Source organism: Streptomyces sp. SS8 (assembly GCF_054072955.1).
In genome coordinates, this window is the sequence record NZ_JBSVCZ010000021.1 from 72314 (window position 1) to 87732 (window position 15419).

General features: G+C 71.9%; 16 protein-coding genes, 1 tRNA gene and 1 riboswitch. Of the genes, 13 read left to right on the forward strand and 4 right to left on the reverse strand.

The window, feature by feature from the left end; translation table 11 throughout:
• The first annotated feature begins 67 nt into the window (after positions 1 to 67).
• The 8 genes from ACW69E_RS20060 (at position 68) to ACW69E_RS20095 (ending at position 8285) form a co-directional block, all read left to right on the forward strand.
• Positions 68 to 2173, forward strand: a complete 2106-nt coding sequence (locus tag ACW69E_RS20060) for a LamG-like jellyroll fold domain-containing protein (RefSeq protein ID WP_457499650.1) — start codon at positions 68 to 70, stop codon at positions 2171 to 2173.
• Positions 2174 to 2252: 79 nt separating this feature from the next.
• Positions 2253 to 2325: transfer RNA gene (locus ACW69E_RS20065), tRNA-Lys, on the forward strand.
• A 395-nt stretch (positions 2326 to 2720) separates the two neighbouring features.
• A complete protein-coding gene (locus ACW69E_RS20070) occupies positions 2721 to 3077 on the forward strand; it encodes a PRC-barrel domain-containing protein (protein ID WP_457499651.1) in 357 nt (118 codons plus the stop codon).
• 41 nt (positions 3078 to 3118) lie between these two features.
• On the forward strand, positions 3119 to 3280 hold the full coding sequence (locus ACW69E_RS20075) for a hypothetical protein (RefSeq protein ID WP_457499652.1): 162 nt from the start codon (positions 3119 to 3121) through the stop codon (positions 3278 to 3280).
• Between the two features lie 234 nt (positions 3281 to 3514).
• Entirely contained in the window at positions 3515 to 3943 is a 429-nt protein-coding gene (locus ACW69E_RS20080; RefSeq protein ID WP_457499653.1) for an SHOCT domain-containing protein, read from the forward strand.
• 210 nt (positions 3944 to 4153) lie between these two features.
• Positions 4154 to 5464 carry an APC family permease gene (locus tag ACW69E_RS20085; protein WP_457499654.1) on the forward strand — a complete coding sequence of 437 codons (1311 nt, stop codon included), beginning with the start codon at positions 4154 to 4156 and terminating at the stop codon, positions 5462 to 5464.
• Between the two features lie 125 nt (positions 5465 to 5589).
• Complete coding sequence (locus tag ACW69E_RS20090; RefSeq protein ID WP_457499655.1) at positions 5590 to 6816, forward strand: PP2C family protein-serine/threonine phosphatase; 1227 nt, start codon at positions 5590 to 5592, stop codon at positions 6814 to 6816.
• A 226-nt stretch (positions 6817 to 7042) separates the two neighbouring features.
• Positions 7043 to 7221: riboswitch (cyclic di-AMP (ydaO/yuaA leader) on the forward strand.
• A gap of 11 nt (positions 7222 to 7232) precedes the next feature.
• Positions 7233 to 8285: a M23 family metallopeptidase gene (locus ACW69E_RS20095; protein ID WP_457499656.1), complete on the forward strand. Its 1053-nt coding sequence runs from the start codon at positions 7233 to 7235 to the stop codon at positions 8283 to 8285.
• Between the two features lie 147 nt (positions 8286 to 8432).
• On the opposite strand, the gene ACW69E_RS20100 is transcribed toward ACW69E_RS20095, so the two are convergent.
• A complete protein-coding gene (locus ACW69E_RS20100; protein ID WP_457499657.1) occupies positions 8433 to 9185 on the reverse strand; it encodes an antibiotic biosynthesis monooxygenase in 753 nt (250 codons plus the stop codon).
• A 190-nt stretch (positions 9186 to 9375) separates the two neighbouring features.
• Here ACW69E_RS20100 and ACW69E_RS20105 point away from each other — a divergent pair, with 190 nt between their 5' ends.
• Complete coding sequence (locus ACW69E_RS20105; RefSeq protein WP_457499658.1) at positions 9376 to 10086, forward strand: hypothetical protein; 711 nt, start codon at positions 9376 to 9378, stop codon at positions 10084 to 10086.
• A gap of 15 nt (positions 10087 to 10101) precedes the next feature.
• Here the strand turns inward: ACW69E_RS20105 and ACW69E_RS20110 are convergent, their stop codons facing one another.
• The 3 genes from ACW69E_RS20110 to ACW69E_RS20120 are packed head-to-tail and all read right to left on the reverse strand — an operon-like array spanning position 10102 to position 11670.
• Positions 10102 to 10590, reverse strand: a complete 489-nt coding sequence (locus ACW69E_RS20110) for a glutathione peroxidase (RefSeq protein WP_457499659.1) — start codon at positions 10588 to 10590, stop codon at positions 10102 to 10104.
• A 10-nt stretch (positions 10591 to 10600) separates the two neighbouring features.
• Positions 10601 to 10825, reverse strand: coding sequence for a DUF397 domain-containing protein (locus tag ACW69E_RS20115; protein ID WP_457499660.1), 225 nt, complete (start codon positions 10823 to 10825; stop codon positions 10601 to 10603).
• Positions 10825 to 11670, reverse strand: coding sequence for a helix-turn-helix domain-containing protein (locus tag ACW69E_RS20120; RefSeq protein ID WP_457499661.1), 846 nt, complete (start codon positions 11668 to 11670; stop codon positions 10825 to 10827). Before ACW69E_RS20120 ends, ACW69E_RS20115 begins: the two co-directional genes overlap by 1 nt.
• Before the next feature lie 253 nt (positions 11671 to 11923).
• On the opposite strand from ACW69E_RS20120, the gene ACW69E_RS20125 reads away from it, so the two are divergent.
• The 4 genes from ACW69E_RS20125 (at position 11924) to ACW69E_RS20140 (ending at position 15378) form a co-directional block, all read left to right on the forward strand.
• Positions 11924 to 12517 (forward strand): ATP-binding protein, encoded by a 594-nt coding sequence (locus ACW69E_RS20125; protein WP_457499662.1) that lies wholly within the window; start codon positions 11924 to 11926, stop codon positions 12515 to 12517.
• Positions 12518 to 12573: 56 nt separating this feature from the next.
• Entirely contained in the window at positions 12574 to 13020 is a 447-nt protein-coding gene (locus ACW69E_RS20130; RefSeq protein WP_457499663.1) for a very short patch repair endonuclease, read from the forward strand.
• A 94-nt stretch (positions 13021 to 13114) separates the two neighbouring features.
• Positions 13115 to 14095: a DNA cytosine methyltransferase gene (locus ACW69E_RS20135; RefSeq protein ID WP_457499683.1), complete on the forward strand. Its 981-nt coding sequence runs from the start codon at positions 13115 to 13117 to the stop codon at positions 14093 to 14095.
• 173 nt (positions 14096 to 14268) lie between these two features.
• A complete protein-coding gene (locus ACW69E_RS20140; protein ID WP_457499664.1) occupies positions 14269 to 15378 on the forward strand; it encodes a DNA cytosine methyltransferase in 1110 nt (369 codons plus the stop codon).
• The last annotated feature ends 41 nt before the right edge of the window (positions 15379 to 15419 follow it).

The window sequence follows — 15419 nt, forward strand, 5'->3', positions numbered from 1 at the left end:
GGGTGATCAGAACGTGCGAAAGCACCGAAGAGCCGGCCACCGGTCCAGACCGGCCCGGTTCGCCGCCGTGGCGGCGACCGCTTCCCTGGCCGTGACCGGCCTGCCGGCGGTGGCCGCCGCGGCGGAGAACAGCCCGCCCTCCCGGCCGCTCGTCTCCGAACTGTCCACCGGGAGCGCCGAGTGCGCCGCCGGAGAGGACCGCCCGCACGTCGGGACGCCTCCCCAGCTCCGGGCCGTACTCCACGACCCCGACGCCGCGCCGGTCGCGGGCGAGTTCGAGATCGGCTGGAAGGACGCCGACGGCGAGCGGCAGCGGCGCACGCCGGGCCCCACCACGTACAAGAAGAGCGGCTCCCCGTTCACCCTGTCCGCTCCTTCGGACATACCCGCCCACACGGTGATCTCCTGGCGGGTGCGGGCGCACGACGGCACGGAGTGGGGGCCGTGGAGCTCCTCCGGCGGGCAGCACCGCTGCGAGTTCGTCTACGACGACAAGGCCCCCGCCGCCCCGGCGGTCTCCTCCTCCGACTACCCCGACGACGACGTCTGGCACGACGGCGTGGGCGACTACGGGTCCTTCGTCCTCGAGGCGTCCGACGACGACACGGTGGCCTACCGGTACTCCTTCGACGGCGGCTCGCACCGGACCGTCCCCGTCCCCGTGCCCGGCTCCGGCGAGCCGGTGACGATCCGGTGGGCGCCCACGAGGAGCGGATCCCACTGGATCGAGGCGCAGGCCGTGGACCGGGCCGGCAACACGAGCGCCCCCGCCCGGCACGGCTTCCGGGTCAGCGACGGCCGCGCCCCCGTGTCCCACTGGAAGCTGGCGGACCCGGCCGGTTCCGGCGAGGCCGCGGACGAGTCCGGCCGGCACCCGGCCGCGGCCGGCGGTGGAGTGGAGTTCGGCGCGGCCGGCCCCTCCGGCACGCCCATCGCCTCGGCGGCCGCCCTCGACGGCACCGAGGACGCCCACCTCGCGCCCGGGGCAACTGCCGTGGACACCACCGGGGTGTTCTCCACGGGGCTGTGGGTGCGCCCCCGGAGCGTGGACCGCGACATGACGGCGGTCGGTCAGGACGGCACCTCGGGCGGCCCCTTCACCCTCGGCCTCGACGCGGACGGCGGCGCGGGCGGTACGGGCCCGGCATGGACCTTCGAGCTGCCGACCGGATCCGGCCCCCTCAAGGTCCGAGGCGGCCGCCCGGCGGCCGGGCAGTGGGCGCACCTCGCCGGCGTGTACGACCCGGTGGCGGGCACGGCCCGGCTGTACGTGAACGGCCGCGCCGTGGCCACCGAGGAGCCGGCCGCCGAGGCCGAGGCCACGGGGGCGCTGCAGATCGGCCGCGCCCACCGGGACGGTGAGGCGGGCGGCCACTGGCACGGCGAACTCGCCGACGTCCGGGCATGGGACCGGATCGCCGCCGCCGGCGAGCTGACCGGGCTGGCCGAGCGCGGGGCCGAGCGCACCGGCTACTGGCAGCTCAACGAGGCGCCGGACGGCACCAGTCCCGAGTACGACGGCGGTCAGGGGCTGACCCTGGGAGGCGGCGCCGAGGTCTTCGCACCGGAGTGCAGTACGGACACCGACATCTTCTGCGACGCCGAGCAGCCCCTGGTCGGCACCGGACACCTGCGGCTCGACGGTGACGGGGACCACGCGGCCACCGCGGCGCCGCCCGTCGCCACGGACGACGGCTTCACCCTGGCCGCCCAGGTCCGCGTCGCCGAGTACGAGCCGTCCCGCGACATGGCCGTGCTGTCCCTGCCCGGCGAGCACACCAACGCCCTCGTCGTCCGCTACCGCGCTGACGTCCACCGCTGGGAGCTGTCCGTCTCCCACGCGGACCGCGCGGACGCCGGGACGACCACCGTCACGGCCGAGCCCTACGCGGGCGACCCCTCGGGCCAGCACCTGGCGGTGGTGTACGACGCGAGCGGCGGCACCGTCCGGCTCTACGTGGACGGCAGCCTGCACGCCTCGGCCGAGGCGGACCTCCCGGCCTCCCGCACCTGGGCGGCCACCGGCGGCCTCCAGGTGGGCCGTGCGCTGACGGCCGACGGCTGGGGCGAGTATCTGCACGGTGACGTGGACGAGGTCCGTGCCTACTCGGGCACACTCACCGAGTCCCAGCTCATGATGCTGAGCATGCCCTGGGAGATGCCCGACCTGTAGGCCGCGCCGACCCACCGGCCGTGACACCGTGCGCAATACCTTCGGAGCGCGGCCGGTGGGCGGGCTATGCTTCGTGGGCGGGCCGTTAGCTCAATTGGCAGAGCAGTGGACTTTTAATCCATTGGTTGTGGGTTCGAGTCCCACACGGCCTACCGGGCCCCTCGGGGCCGGAACCCCCGCCGACGCAGGTCGGCGGGGGTTCCGCCGTTTCCGGCGCGGTCCCGTCTGCCGAACCAGCGGGCGCGGCGGGCGCGTTGTGCGTGCGGGCGCCGCTCGGCGGTGTGCCCGGCGCCGCGGGCGCGGGTGCGCGCGTACGGGTCCGGGTGCCTGGGCGCGGCGGAGGGTGCCGTACGGCGGGGCGGGGCGGGGCAGGACCCGCGGAGGCGGTGATTCGTCGCTTATGCCGGGAAAGCGGCTCGGGCGTAGCATGAGGGCGTAACCGGCGCGCCCGTGGCGCGGCGGGCCTCGGAGGCCGGCTCCGCGCACGCGTGCGGGCGGGCACGGCACGGGCCCGCCGTCCGGGCCGTCCGTCCAGGGAGCTGAGCGCATGATCCGTCCAGCAGACATCCGCGAGTGGCGCGGCCGTGACGTCGTCGACGCGGACGGGCACAAGGTCGGCCCGCTCGAGGCGGTCTACACCGACACGGCGACCGACGAGCCCGCCATGGTCACCGTGCGGATCGGGCTGCCCATCCGTCAGCGCCTGGTGTTCGTGCCCCTGGACGAGGCGGTCGCCGGCCCGGACTACCTCAGGGTGCGGTACGGCAGGGCGCTGGTGAAGAAGGCCCCCTCCATCGGCACCGACGACGTGCTGTCCGCCGAGGAGGAGGAGCCGGTCTTCCGGCACTACGGCGTCCCCTACCGGCCGGGCGCCGGGGGCGAGCGCCGGCTGGCGCGCGGCTGACCGGGGCCGCGCCCGAACCGTGTGAAGGAGGCGTCCACGACATGGCGGTCTTCCTGTTCCTGCTCCTCGTCGCGGCCGTGCTGGGTGTGCTCGGCGCGGTGGTGGAGGGGCTGTTCTACCTGCTGTTCATCGGTATCGGGGTCCTGGTGCTCGCGGTCCTCGTCGTCTCCCTGCAACGGTCCCGCCGCCGCACCGGCCGCTGAGGCCGCCGCACCCGGACGGGTGCCGTGTTGCGCGCCCGACCGGGGGCGCAATACTGAACGAGAGGGCCGAAAGCGCGTGAAAAAGCCTGTCCGGCCCTGTGGAAGCGGCCGGGCGGCGCCTTCGCGCGAGGACGCGCCCCGGCGGCGAACAGACGAACACGACAGCCGTGCCGGCCCGGTGCCCGAGGACCGGGGCGCCCGGGCGGAGCGACCGTCCGACCGCGAGGTGGAGCAATGGACGGGTACCTGTACATGGCCTACGACTATCCGGTGCTGGGGGCGTTCCTCACCTTCCTGTGGTTCTTCCTGTGGGTCGTGTGGCTGATCCTGCTGTTCAAGGTCATCACCGACGTCTTCCGCGACCACGAGCTGAACGGCTGGGGCAAGGCCGGCTGGCTCGTCTTCGTGATCGTCCTCCCCTACCTCGGCGTCCTCGTCTACCTGGTCGCCCGGGGCAAGGGCATGAGCGAGCGCGAGGTGAGGCGGGCCAGGACGGAGAGGGAGGCCTTCGACGCCTACATCCGCGAGACCGCGGGCGCGGGCACCGGCGCCGCCACCGGCGCCGCGGGCGTCGACCAGTTGGCCAGGCTCTCCGAGCTCAAGGCGAAGGGGGACCTCACCGAGAACGAGTACCAGCGGGCCAAGGAGAAGATCCTGGCCTGAGCGGCGGGCGGGGCCCGGCTCCGACGGCGGCGCGGACGGGTTCCGCGCCGCCGTCGTGCTCCTGCCCCCGCCTCCGCCCGGCGGCGGGCCCGGAAGCGGGGGCGGGCCCTGTGGCGGTAGCGTCCGGTGCCGCCGGCTGCTCGCCGGCCGCCGGCCGCCGGCCGGCAGCAGGCGGGGACGGCACGGGCACACCCACGGGAGGGGACGGGAATGAGCGGGACGGCGGAGGGCGCACAGGAGGCTCCCGGGCTGCAGAGGCGGCTGGGCACCGGCGACGCGGTGGTGATCGGCCTGGGGTCGATGATCGGCGCGGGCGTCTTCGCGGCCTTCGCCCCGGCGGCCCGCGCGGCCGGGGCCGGCCTGCTGCTCGGCCTGGCGCTGGCGGCGGTGGTCGCGTACTGCAACGCGACCTCCTCGGCCCGGCTGGCCGCCCGCTACCCGGCGTCCGGGGGAACCTACGTCTACGGCCGCGAGCGGCTGGGGGAGTTCTGGGGCCATCTGGCCGGCTGGGGCTTCGTGGTCGGCAAGACCGCCTCGTGCGCGGCGATGGCCCTGACGGTGGGGCTGTACGTGTGGCCCGAACAGGCGCACGCGGTCGCGGTCGCGGCGGTGGTGGCGCTGGTGGCGGTGAACTACGCGGGCGTGCGGAAGACCGCCTGGCTGACCCGCGCGATCGTGGTGACCGTACTGGCGGTGCTGTCCGCCGCCGTGGTCGTCTGCCTGACCTCCGGCGAGACGGACGCCGCCCGGCTGGCCTTCTGGTCGTCCCGGGCAGGGGCCGGCTCCTCCGGTGACTCCGGCGGTGTCTCGCCCGGCGGGGTGCTCCAGGCGGCGGGCCTGCTGTTCTTCGCCTTCGCCGGCTACGCGCGCATCGCCACCCTCGGCGAGGAGGTGCGCGACCCGGCCCGCACCATCCCCCGGGCGATCCCGGTGGCGCTGGGCATCGCCCTGGTCGTCTACGCCGCCGTCGCGGTCGCGCTGCTCGGCGTGCTGGGTGGCGACGCGCTGGGCCGGGCGACCGCGCCGCTGGCCGACGCGGTGCGGGCGGCGGGCGTACCGGAGCTGGCCCCGGTGGTACGGGCGGGGGCGGCGGTGGCGGCGCTGGGCTCCCTGCTCGCGCTGATCCTCGGCGTCTCCCGCACCACCCTGGCGATGGCCCGCGACCGGCACCTGCCGTCCGCGCTGGCCGCCGTGCACCCGCGCTTCGGCGTGCCGCACCGCGCCGAGCTGGCGGTCGGCGCGGTGGTGGCGGTGGTGGCCGCCACGGGGGACCTGCGCGGTGCGATCGGCTTCTCCTCCTTCGGCGTCCTGGCCTACTACGCGATCGCCAACGCCTCGGCCTGGACCCTGGGCCCCGGCGAGGGCCGGCCGCCGCGGATCGTGCCGGCGGTGGGGCTGGCCGGGTGCGTGGTGCTGGCCTTCGCCCTGCCGCTCGCCTCGGTGGTCTCGGGGGCGGCGGTGCTGGCGGCCGGCGCCGCCTCGTACGGGGTGCGCCGCGCGCTCGCCGCGCGCGGGGCGTAGGCGCCCCTTTCCACCCCCTCGCCCCGCGCCCCGGTCCGCCTCGTCCCCTCGTCCGGGGGCCCGTGTGGTCCGGCCGGCGCTTGATCGACTCGCCGGGGCGCCGGGGGTCGGGAAGAGTTGGAAGGGTGCACGGTGACGGGCGGCAGGAGACGGGCGGCGGCAGGACCCGGGTCCGCGCCATCCCCGTCATCGGCCGCCCGCCCTGGCTGCTGCCCCTGCTGCTGGTCCTGCTGGGGCTGTCGGTCAATCTGCTGACCGCTCCCGAAGTGTTCCTGAGCGCGCCGTTCATCGCGGCGTGCCTGATCGCCGCGGCCCTGTGGACGTTCGGCGGCACGGCTCTCACGGTGGCCGCCACGACGGTCGCGGTCATCGCCCTGCTGGTGCGGGCCGGGCTGCACCCGGCGGAGAGCACGGTGCGGCTGGCCACCAACGCCACCGTCGGAGTGCTGGCCCTCGTCCTCAACCGCGTCCTGCACCACAGCGATGTCAGCGTGGCCTCGGCCCACCAGGTCGCCGAGGCCGTCCAGCTCGCCGTACTGCCCGTGCCGCCCGGCCGGGTCGGCGACCTGAGAATCGCGGTCCGCTACGAGGCCGCGCAGGCGCACGCCCGGATCGGCGGCGACCTGTACGGCGTGCAGCGCACCCCGTACGGGCTGCGGCTGCTGGTGGCCGACGTGCGCGGCAAGGGGACGGAAGCCGTCGGCACGGTCACCGTCATCCTCGGCGCCTTCCGGGAGGCGGCCGAGACGGAGGAGGACCTGGGGACGGTCGCGGACCGCGTCGAGCACGCCCTGCTCCGGGAGGTCGGGCAGCGCGAGGCGGGGGCGGGCCGGTCGGAGGAGTTCGCCACGGCGGTGTTCGCCGAGGTACCGATCGGCGCCCCGGGGAGCCTGCGGCTCGTCAACCGGGGCCATCCGCCGCCGGTACTGCTGACCGGGCAGGGGGACGTGCGGCTGCTGGAGCCGGACACGGAGGTGTACGCGCTGCCGCTGGGCCTGGGGAGTCTGGGGAGCCCGGTGGGCGGCCCAGGAGACGGGGGCACGGAGCCGTTGCCCTTCCCGCCCGGCTCCCTGCTGCTGCTCTACACCGACGGCCTGACGGAGGCGCGGAACGCCGAGGACGCCTTCTACGACCCGGTGGAGAGGCTGCGAGGCCGGCGCTTCGCCGGACCCGCCGCCCTGCTCGACCACCTCCTCGCGGACGTCGACGCGCACACCGGCGGGCACCGGGGCGACGACATGGTGCTGCTGGCGGTCATGCGCGACCCGGCGTCCCCGGAAACCCCGGAACCTCCGGAGCCCCCGGAGTCCTCGAAGGCCCGCGGAACCCCCGCCTGCGGTGACCGTCCGTAGCCGACGCACATCCCTCCGCATAACAACTGAGGCAACGTCAGATGGTGTGGCGTGCGTCTCATGCGCCGATCCGGCGGTCGAATCGCCCGAATTGGCGTGCTGATGCCCGGATGCTCCTCCGTCAAGAAAGCCCCATGTCCAAAGAGGGGACTTGGAATCCGGAGCGCACCTCTATTAACGTTCGATAACGCAGCGCGGTCGTCACTGTCGCCGAAGAGGGCGGCACCGTGCGCCGTCGCCGAATCCCGCAAGTGCGGCCCCGCCAACAGCGAGGACGCGCCCAGGGAACCGGGGAACCACCAATTGGGGTGAATCGGATTCATGCGGCATGCCCGTATGGATCCGTAGGAGACCTTCCTGCTCCGAACCCGTCAGCTAACCCGGTAGGCGAGAAGGAAGGAAAGGAGAGCGCCCCCGTGGCGTCCAGTACCCCGGCCCCCGAGGTCTCGTACGACCCGCACACCGCCGCTTTCGCCCCGTTCGGTCCTGAGGGCGACGGCGACCAGCCGGTGTGGAACCCGACCGAGGACTCCGTCCGCCCGGTCCGCGGCCGGCACCGCGTCGCCAAGCAGCGCACCGGCATGGCCCGCAGCGGAGCGGTCCTCGGCGTCGGCATGATCGCCGCGGTCGGCGCGGGCGGCATAGCCACCGCCAAGGACAAGACGCCGGTCGCCATCTCCCTGCCGGACGTGGACCTCGGCGCCGTGGCGGAGGGAATCCCCGTCGTCGGCGGCCTCGTCTCCGACGGCGACGACGACCCCGCCCCCCAGGGCGAGACCACCAGCCCCTTCGGCGGCACCGTCACCCAGGCCGGCCTGGACACCTCCGACGCCACCACGACCGTCGTCACGGCGGACGCCGGCGAGGCACTGCGGGCCCGCATCCTCCAGCAGGCCGACCAGCAGCAGACCGGCGCGGCCCAGGCCGCGCTGGAGGAGGCCGCCAAGGAGGCCGCGGGCAAGGCGGCCGAGGAGGCCGCCGACCAGGCCGCCGCGGAGGAGGCCGAGCGCAAGCGCAAGGCCGCCGAGGAGGCGGCGCGCAAGGCCGAGGCCGAGCGCCTGGCCAAGCTCGCGGCCAGCTACACCCTCCCCCTCAACTCGTACCAGCTCACCTCCACCTTCGGTCAGTCCGGCTCGATGTGGTCCAGCAACCACACCGGCCTGGACTTCGCCGCCCCCACCGGCACCCCGGTCAAGGCGGTGCACAGCGGCGAGATCGTCGAGGCCGGCTGGGCGGGCTCCTACGGCTACCGCATCATCCTCCGCCTCGACGACGGCACCGAGATCTGGTACGCGCACCTGTCCTCCATGACCGTCACCACCGGCAAGGTGACCACCGGCGACGTCATCGGCCGCGTCGGCTCCACCGGCAACTCCACCGGCGCGCACCTCCACATGGAGGTCCGTCCCGGCGGCGGCGACCCGATCGACCCGCTGGCCTGGCTGCGGAGCAAGGGCCAGTCCATCTGACGACGGCCGGTCCGCCCCACCCCGACCGGGCCCTTCGAGCCCCGGTCCCGCACACCCCGGCGGCCCTGGTGACACCCCCCGACACCAGGGCCGCCGGTCCTTTCCCCAACCGCGTACGCCCAACCGCGTAAGCCCGCCCGCGTACGCCTACCGCGCCCGCGCCGCCCGCTCCCCGGGGCGCTCGGCGGAGAACAGCAGCCGGTAGCGCGCCACATCGCCGCCCACCAGCCCGGGGAAGTTCCGCACCCGCTCCCACAGCGGCGACGGAGCGCCGATCCCCTCGCCCGGCGCCTCCAGCGCGTCGATGTGCGCCTGCTCGCTCTCCCACTCCGCGTAGTTGATCACGCGTGTGCCGTCCGTGCTCAGGTGGAAGTGGGCCGAGATGCCGCCCGGCGGCAGGCTCCCGTCGGCCCTGTCGTCCTCGATCGCGGCGGCCACGGTGTCCACCCACGCCCGCTGCCGCGCCTCGTCGGGCCCCTCGAACTCCACCTCCACGACCACCACGCACCCCGGCTCGGGCCGACTGCCGTCCCGGCCCGCCCCGTCCAGCCCCTCCGGCAGGCTGCGGTAGCGCCGGGTGCGCGCCAGGCGCAGCCGCTCGATCCCCGGCACCGCGTCGTCGATCTCGTCGTTGCGCTCCTGGCGGTGGGTGCGCACGTACTCCTCGTACGCCTTCTCGTCCGCCCACTGGGAGTAGTGCAGCAGTGTCCGGCCGTCGGTCCCGGCGTAGACGCCGTACGACAGGATGTCCGGCGTCGGCCACTCCCGCCCGCCCCAGGCGGCGGCGACGGCGTCCGCGGCGGCCCGCTGCCGCTCGGGTGCGCCGACGTCCCAGGCGCTGATGAGGACGGCGCCGGCGTCGGGGCGGGCGGGGTCGGGGTGTACGGGCATGGTGGACATGGGTGTGCCTCCTCGTCGGCCGGGGTGTTCCCCTGCTTCGCCGAACCACCCTCACACCTCAAGTTGCCTTGAGGTCAAGGGGGTTGAGGACCGTCCGCAGTCGCTTCCCCGCCCCGGCGCGCTGACGTTCGGGCATCCGGCTAGCCTCGACCCCGACAGGTGCGGCGGGGGATGCGGGGGCGGATCGGCGATGGGCGCGAGAACGGATGGGGCGACGGAGGCGGGCCCCGCCTCGTGGTTCACCAGGACGCTGTGGTGGTTCACGTTCCACACGGCGTGCGCCACCGCCGCGGTGGCCCTGGCCTACCTCGCCCCGGCCGCGCCGCTGAGCTGGTGGCTGCGAGCCCCGGCCACGCTGACCGCCTGCCTCCTGATCCCACTGGCTGCCCTGCTGGTACCCGTACTCGAACTGCGCCCCGTCCCGTGGGACCGGCGCAAACTGGCGTGGCAGCTCGCCTTCCCCGTCCTCACCGGGGTCGTGCTGGGCGTCACCGCCGGGCAGGCCGGACACGACGACGGCCTGCGGGAGCGGGGGCGGTGGACACAGGCCGTGGTCGTGGAGAAGAAGCAGGGGAAGACCGACCGGTGCGTCCTGCGCGCCCCGGCCGGCCGGGAGATCTCCCCGGACCTGACGCAGGGCGACGGCTGCGACGGTCACGTGGAGAAGGGCGACGTCCTGCGCGTACTCCACGACCCCGAGGGCGCGGCCGACCCCGCCACGGACGAGGACACCCCGTCGTACGACGGGGTCCTGGTGGGGGCCGCGCTGGCGCATGTGGCGCTGGGCACCTGGGGGAGCGCGCGCATGCCGCGCCTGAACCCGGTGGGCCGGGCGAACCCGGTGAACCCCGCGCTCCCCGGGCCCGGCGGCCGGTCCGCGCGGACCGGCCGCCGGGCGTGAACGCCCGCCGCCGGATCAGGCGGGCAGCCGCTCCTCGATCGCGGCGACGACCTCCGCCGCCTCCGGCTCGGTGCGCGGACGGAACCGGGCCACGGGGGTGCCGTCCGCCGCGACGAGGAACTTCTCGAAGTTCCACTGCACGTCCCCGGCCTGCCCCTCGGCGTCGGCCAGCTTCGTCAGCTCGGCGTAGAGCGGGTGCCGGCCGTCCCCGTTGACCTCGGTCTTCTCCAGCATCGGGAAGGTGACGCCGTAGGTGGCCGAGCAGAACGTGCCGATCTCCTCGGCGGTGCCGGGCTCCTGGCCCATGAACTGGTTGCACGGTACGCCGACCACGGTGAACCCGCGGTCGGCGTACTCCTTCTGCAACCGCTCCAGGCCCTCGTACTGCGGGGTCAGCCCGCACTTGGACGCGACGTTGACGACCAGCAGCACCTTGCCCCGGTGCTCGCCGAGGGTGGTGGGTTCGCCGGTCAGGGTGCGAAGGGGGATGTCGTAGAGGCTCATGGGCCCTTGTCTAGCAGAGTTCGCGCCCGCGCCCGCCGTGAGCCTTCACACCACCCAGGAACGTTTCCCACGCCCCCGCCGGAAACCTCAGCACGGGCCCGCCCGCCCCCTTGCTGTCCCGCACGGCCACACTCCCCGGCCCGTACGCCGCCTCCACGCACTCGGTCGCTCCCGCGCCACTGTACGAGGACTTGAACCAGGAGTTCTCCGGTATCACGGGTATGGCTGGGCGCATCACATCTCCTCGCGGACACGTCTGATCAACTCTGTTGAGGCTGCCATGTCCAACGCTTGGGCGCGGAGGTAGTCGAACGCAAGCCGGTACCGGCCCAGTTCCTCTTCCTTCTCCAGGAAGATCGATCCCACATGGATGTCCACGTACACGACGTCGAGCGACGGCTCGGTACCGCCGATGATGACGAAGCTGCCCATGGCGGCGGAGTGCGCGCCCTTGGAGAAGGGCAGCACCTGGAGCGTGATGTTGGGTGATCTGCCGACCTCCAGCAGATGACCGAGCTGCTCACGCATCACCTCGGGCGAGCCGACGACCCGCCGGATGACCGATTCGTCGAGCACGGCCCACAGGTGCGGAGGCTTGTCGCGAGCGAGGATCGCCTGTCGCCTCATACGGAGATCCACGAGCCGGTCGATCTCCTCGGGGGCGAGCCGCATCTCGGACGCGTACTGCACCGCCTCCGTGTAGCGGCGGGTCTGGAGGAGCCCGGGAACGTACAAGCAGGCGAAATGGTCCTCGCGCGCAGCCTCGTCCTCAAGCGTGAGAAGCAGGTTCATGGTCTCTGGAAGCTTGTCGGCGATGGATCCCCACCACCCCAGCTGTCGGGCGTCCTTGGCAAGCCTGACGGCTGCCTCGCGCTCGGCGTCGGTCACTCCGTAGCGCCGGCAGAGGCTGTCCACGACGAGCCATCTCACAGGCCCTTCCTGCGTCTCGTACCGGCTCACGGTGGCCTTCGAGACTCCGACGAGATGACCGGCCTCCTCGAGCGTCATCCCCGACTGGGCGCGGAACTTCCGCATCATCGCGCCGAGCTGGCGGCGCCGGGTGGTGACCCTTGGCGGCATGACAGCAACCCTCCTGCTCTGCGGGCTCCCGCCCGCGCATGGCCAACCAGGCTACGAGTGAGCCGAGTTGACCTCCGGTGATTCACTCGATCGATTTCTGTGAGAAGTTACATGAGGAAATATCTCATGCCACAATCGCAGCCAGACGGTCACCCGGCGAATCCGCACGGAGCGGCAGGCGCAGCGTCGGTGTGACGCGAAGGGAGTGCGACCCATGGACGGCTACGGCATCACGGAACCCCGACTGCGCTCGGTGCTGCCTTTCAGAGCGGCTCCGGAGGAGCTGAGCGGACTGCGGCTGACGGTCAGGGAACAGCTGGGGCTCTGGGGGCTGACCGACCTGGTGGGCGACGTGGAGGTGGTCGCGGGTGAACTCGCGGCCAATGTCGTCAGGCATGTGGGCCAGGACACTGCGGCGACCCTCGTCCTGGCGGTGGGCGATGGCCGGCTGCGCCTCGAAGCCCACGACGGCTCCCACGTGGTTCCCGCGATCAGGCGGCCTGGCGACTACGACGAGAACGGCCGTGGACTGCGCCTGCTCGCCGCGCTGGTAGCCGACTGGGGAACGCTGCTCACGGCATCCGGCAAGGTGATCTGGTGCGAGTTTCCCCTGGGGACCAACGAGGAGTGCCAACGCCTGCGGCGAGCCGCGAGCACCCTGGAGGTCTACGGCCGTATCTCCGGCCGACTGGCGCCGACCAGTACGCGTAGTCTCGCCGTTCTCGAAGGATCGGCGACCGGGCTCATCACCGATCTCCTCCACTGGCTGGCGAAGCAGGGGCGGGACCCGGACGACTTCCTCGACCGCGCCCAGATGAGCTACGAGGCAGAGGCGGATGTCGCGTAGTTTCCCGAACTCCGCCTCGGCTGCGGCGACGCCTCGCCCGCCGGCACGATGGCTGTATGCCTGCTCCTTCCTCTCCGGGTGTCTCGGCCCGGATGAGCCGCCAAGCCAACCGCGACACGAGCCCGGAGGTAGCGGTTCGCCGCCTGCTGTACGCCGCCGGGTATCGCTACCGGCTGCACCGGAAGGTTCCGGGTATGCCACGTCGGACCATCGACATCGCTTTTCCCGGTACCAAGGTGGCGGTCTTCCTGGACGGCTGTTTCTGGCACGGGTGCCCCGAGCACGCCACTCAACCCAAGGCGAACAAGGAGTGGTGGCGCCAGAAGCTCGATCGGAACATCAGCCGCGACCTGGAGACGACGGAACGGCTCTCGGAGGAAGGATGGACGGTGCTGCGCTTCTGGGAGCACGAGTCCCCTGACTCGGTGGCCGATCGGGTTGCCCAGGTGGTGACGGAGCGCCGAGCACGCTCCCGAACAATGCCCGGCACCCGCGATCTTTGATCGATCCCGCGCGTGTGCTGCTTCTTCCGGCTACGGTCGATGCCGGCCGGACAGGAGCAGCACACGGGGGGACGTTCACTTGACCTCGGCTCGTCTGACATCGCTGGAAATCTGTGCGGGAGCCGGGGGGCTGACGATGGGGCTCGATGCGGCCGGATTCGATCCGGTCGCCCTGGTCGAGAGGAACCGGCACGCGTGCGACACCCTGAGGACCAACCGCCTCGGTTGGCGAGTCCTGGAGATGGACCTGCGGGACTTCGTCGCACAGGAGCATCCGTACACCTACGACGTCGATCTGCTGGCGGCCGGGCTTCCACGGGTCAAGTCCCCGGCCGCTGTCAGGCGCATCGAGGATCTCTACGAGAGGGAACTGCTGGAGGCAGCCGTATGGTTGGTCGCCGAGGTGCGACCGCGCGCGGTGCTGATCGAGAACGTTCCCGCCCTGGTGAGCGACGATGCTTTCACCGACATACGCGAGTTCGTCCGACTCGAGCTGGAGCACCTCGGATACGCGCTGCACTGGCGGACGATCAACGCCCGCGACTTCGGGATCGCTCAGGATCGGAAGATGGGCCTGCTGGTCGCACTCCAGCCCGACTCGGCGGGGCGCTTCCGGTGGCCGGAACCACTGCGCACGCCCCCTCCGACAGTAGGAGCCGTGTTGTGGAAGTCCATGGCGGCACGGGGGTGGCCCGGAGCGGCGGCCTGGGCGGCTCGGGCCGATCGTCCCGCCCCTGCGATCGTCGGCGGTTCGGAGCGCCGAGGCGGTGCCGATCTCGGCCCCACCGGCACCAAGAAGGCATGGGCACGCATGGGGGTCAACGGCGGAGGCATCGGGGACGAGGTGCCCGGCGCCGACCACCAGTGGGATCCGAACGGCGAGGTGAGGAACCTGCCGAAGCTCACCGTCGAGCAGGTGGCGCTCCTCCAGGGCTTCCCGCCCCACTGGAGGCTGCAGGGCGGCAAGACCGCCCGATACAGGCAGCTCGGACACGCGACGCCGCCACCTGTTGCCCGTGCTCTGGGAGAGCGAATAGCGACGGCCCTGCGACCACACGGAGGAGGTCTCTCATGAGCCGGTGTACGTGTGGGCCCGCCGTGGGGCGCGGCTCTGAGCAGCAGCTATTCTGTCCGATCGACATCGGCAACCCTCTGACGGGCAAAGCGGAGCGACTGCGCCCGAAATACCCCGATCGTCACCCGCGCTGCCTTCGAAAGCCAGGAGATCACGTGTCAGCCCATCGAATCGTGGATCTGTTCGCAGGACCGGGAGGGCTGGACGTCGCAGCGCGCTGGTTGGGGGTGCCAGCGACGGGAGTCGAGCTGGATCCGAATGCCTGCGCCACCAGAAGGGCAGCCGAGCTGAGTACCAGGCAGGACGATGTTTGCGAACTCAACCCATCGCACTTTTCCGGTGCCACCGTTCTGGCAGGCGGACCGCCTTGCCAGACCTACACCGTCGCTGGCGACGGAGACGGTCGTCGCGCTCTCCAGTTGATTCTCTCTTCCGCTGAGAGCATGGCAAAGAAGAGTTTTGAAGATGTTGTAGCAGAGATTCCCGGAAATAGCGTAGACCCGAGGACATTGCTGGTTCTCCAGCCCTTGCGATGGGCTCTGATGGCAATGAAAAAGAAGCCCTATGAAGTGATCGTGCTGGAGCAAGTGCAAACTGTTCTACCCATTTGGGAGGTGATGGCGAAAGTCCTTCGAGGGGAGGGGTACAGCGTGGATTTCGGAATTCTGCGCTCGGAGCAGTTCGGTGTTCCGCAGACAAGGCGTCGAGCTGTTCTTGTTGCCCGCCTCGACGGTCCTGCGCGTCTTCCCGAAGCGACTCATCGGTGCTACAGAAAAGGAATCGCCCGCGAGGAGGGGGACCCGAGCCTGGACCCCTGGGTGGCGATGGAAGATGTGCTGGTGGAACGGGTCAAGCCCTTCGAGGTTATCTCCAACTACGGCTCTGGAGGCGACCCCAAGGCTCGTGGCCGGCGCAGGCATGACCAGCCTGCGTTCACTGTCACCGGTAAGATCAGGCGTAACCGTGTGGTGACTCCCGGCCTGCCCGATTCTCGATTCTCCTACGCCGAGGCCGGGCAGCTGCAAAGCTTCCCTGTGAATTACCAGTGGCGAGGCAGTGATGTGGCCCAGCAGATCGGGAACGCAATTCCTCCTGTGCTCGCGGTTCATATCCTGGCCGCAGCTCTCGGAATCGGAAGGGAAGGCGTGGTCAATGCATTGCAGAAGGCCGCTTCGGAGCGCGCAACAATATATCCATCCGGGAATGTGATCTCACGGATTGGAGAAGAACCTCCGACTGTAGATCGAAGTGCTGTGACGGAAGAAATTTTCTCGGTTGTTTGAGTTTTTTCGTCCCTCCTTTCTGGTGTTTTCTTGATCGGTTG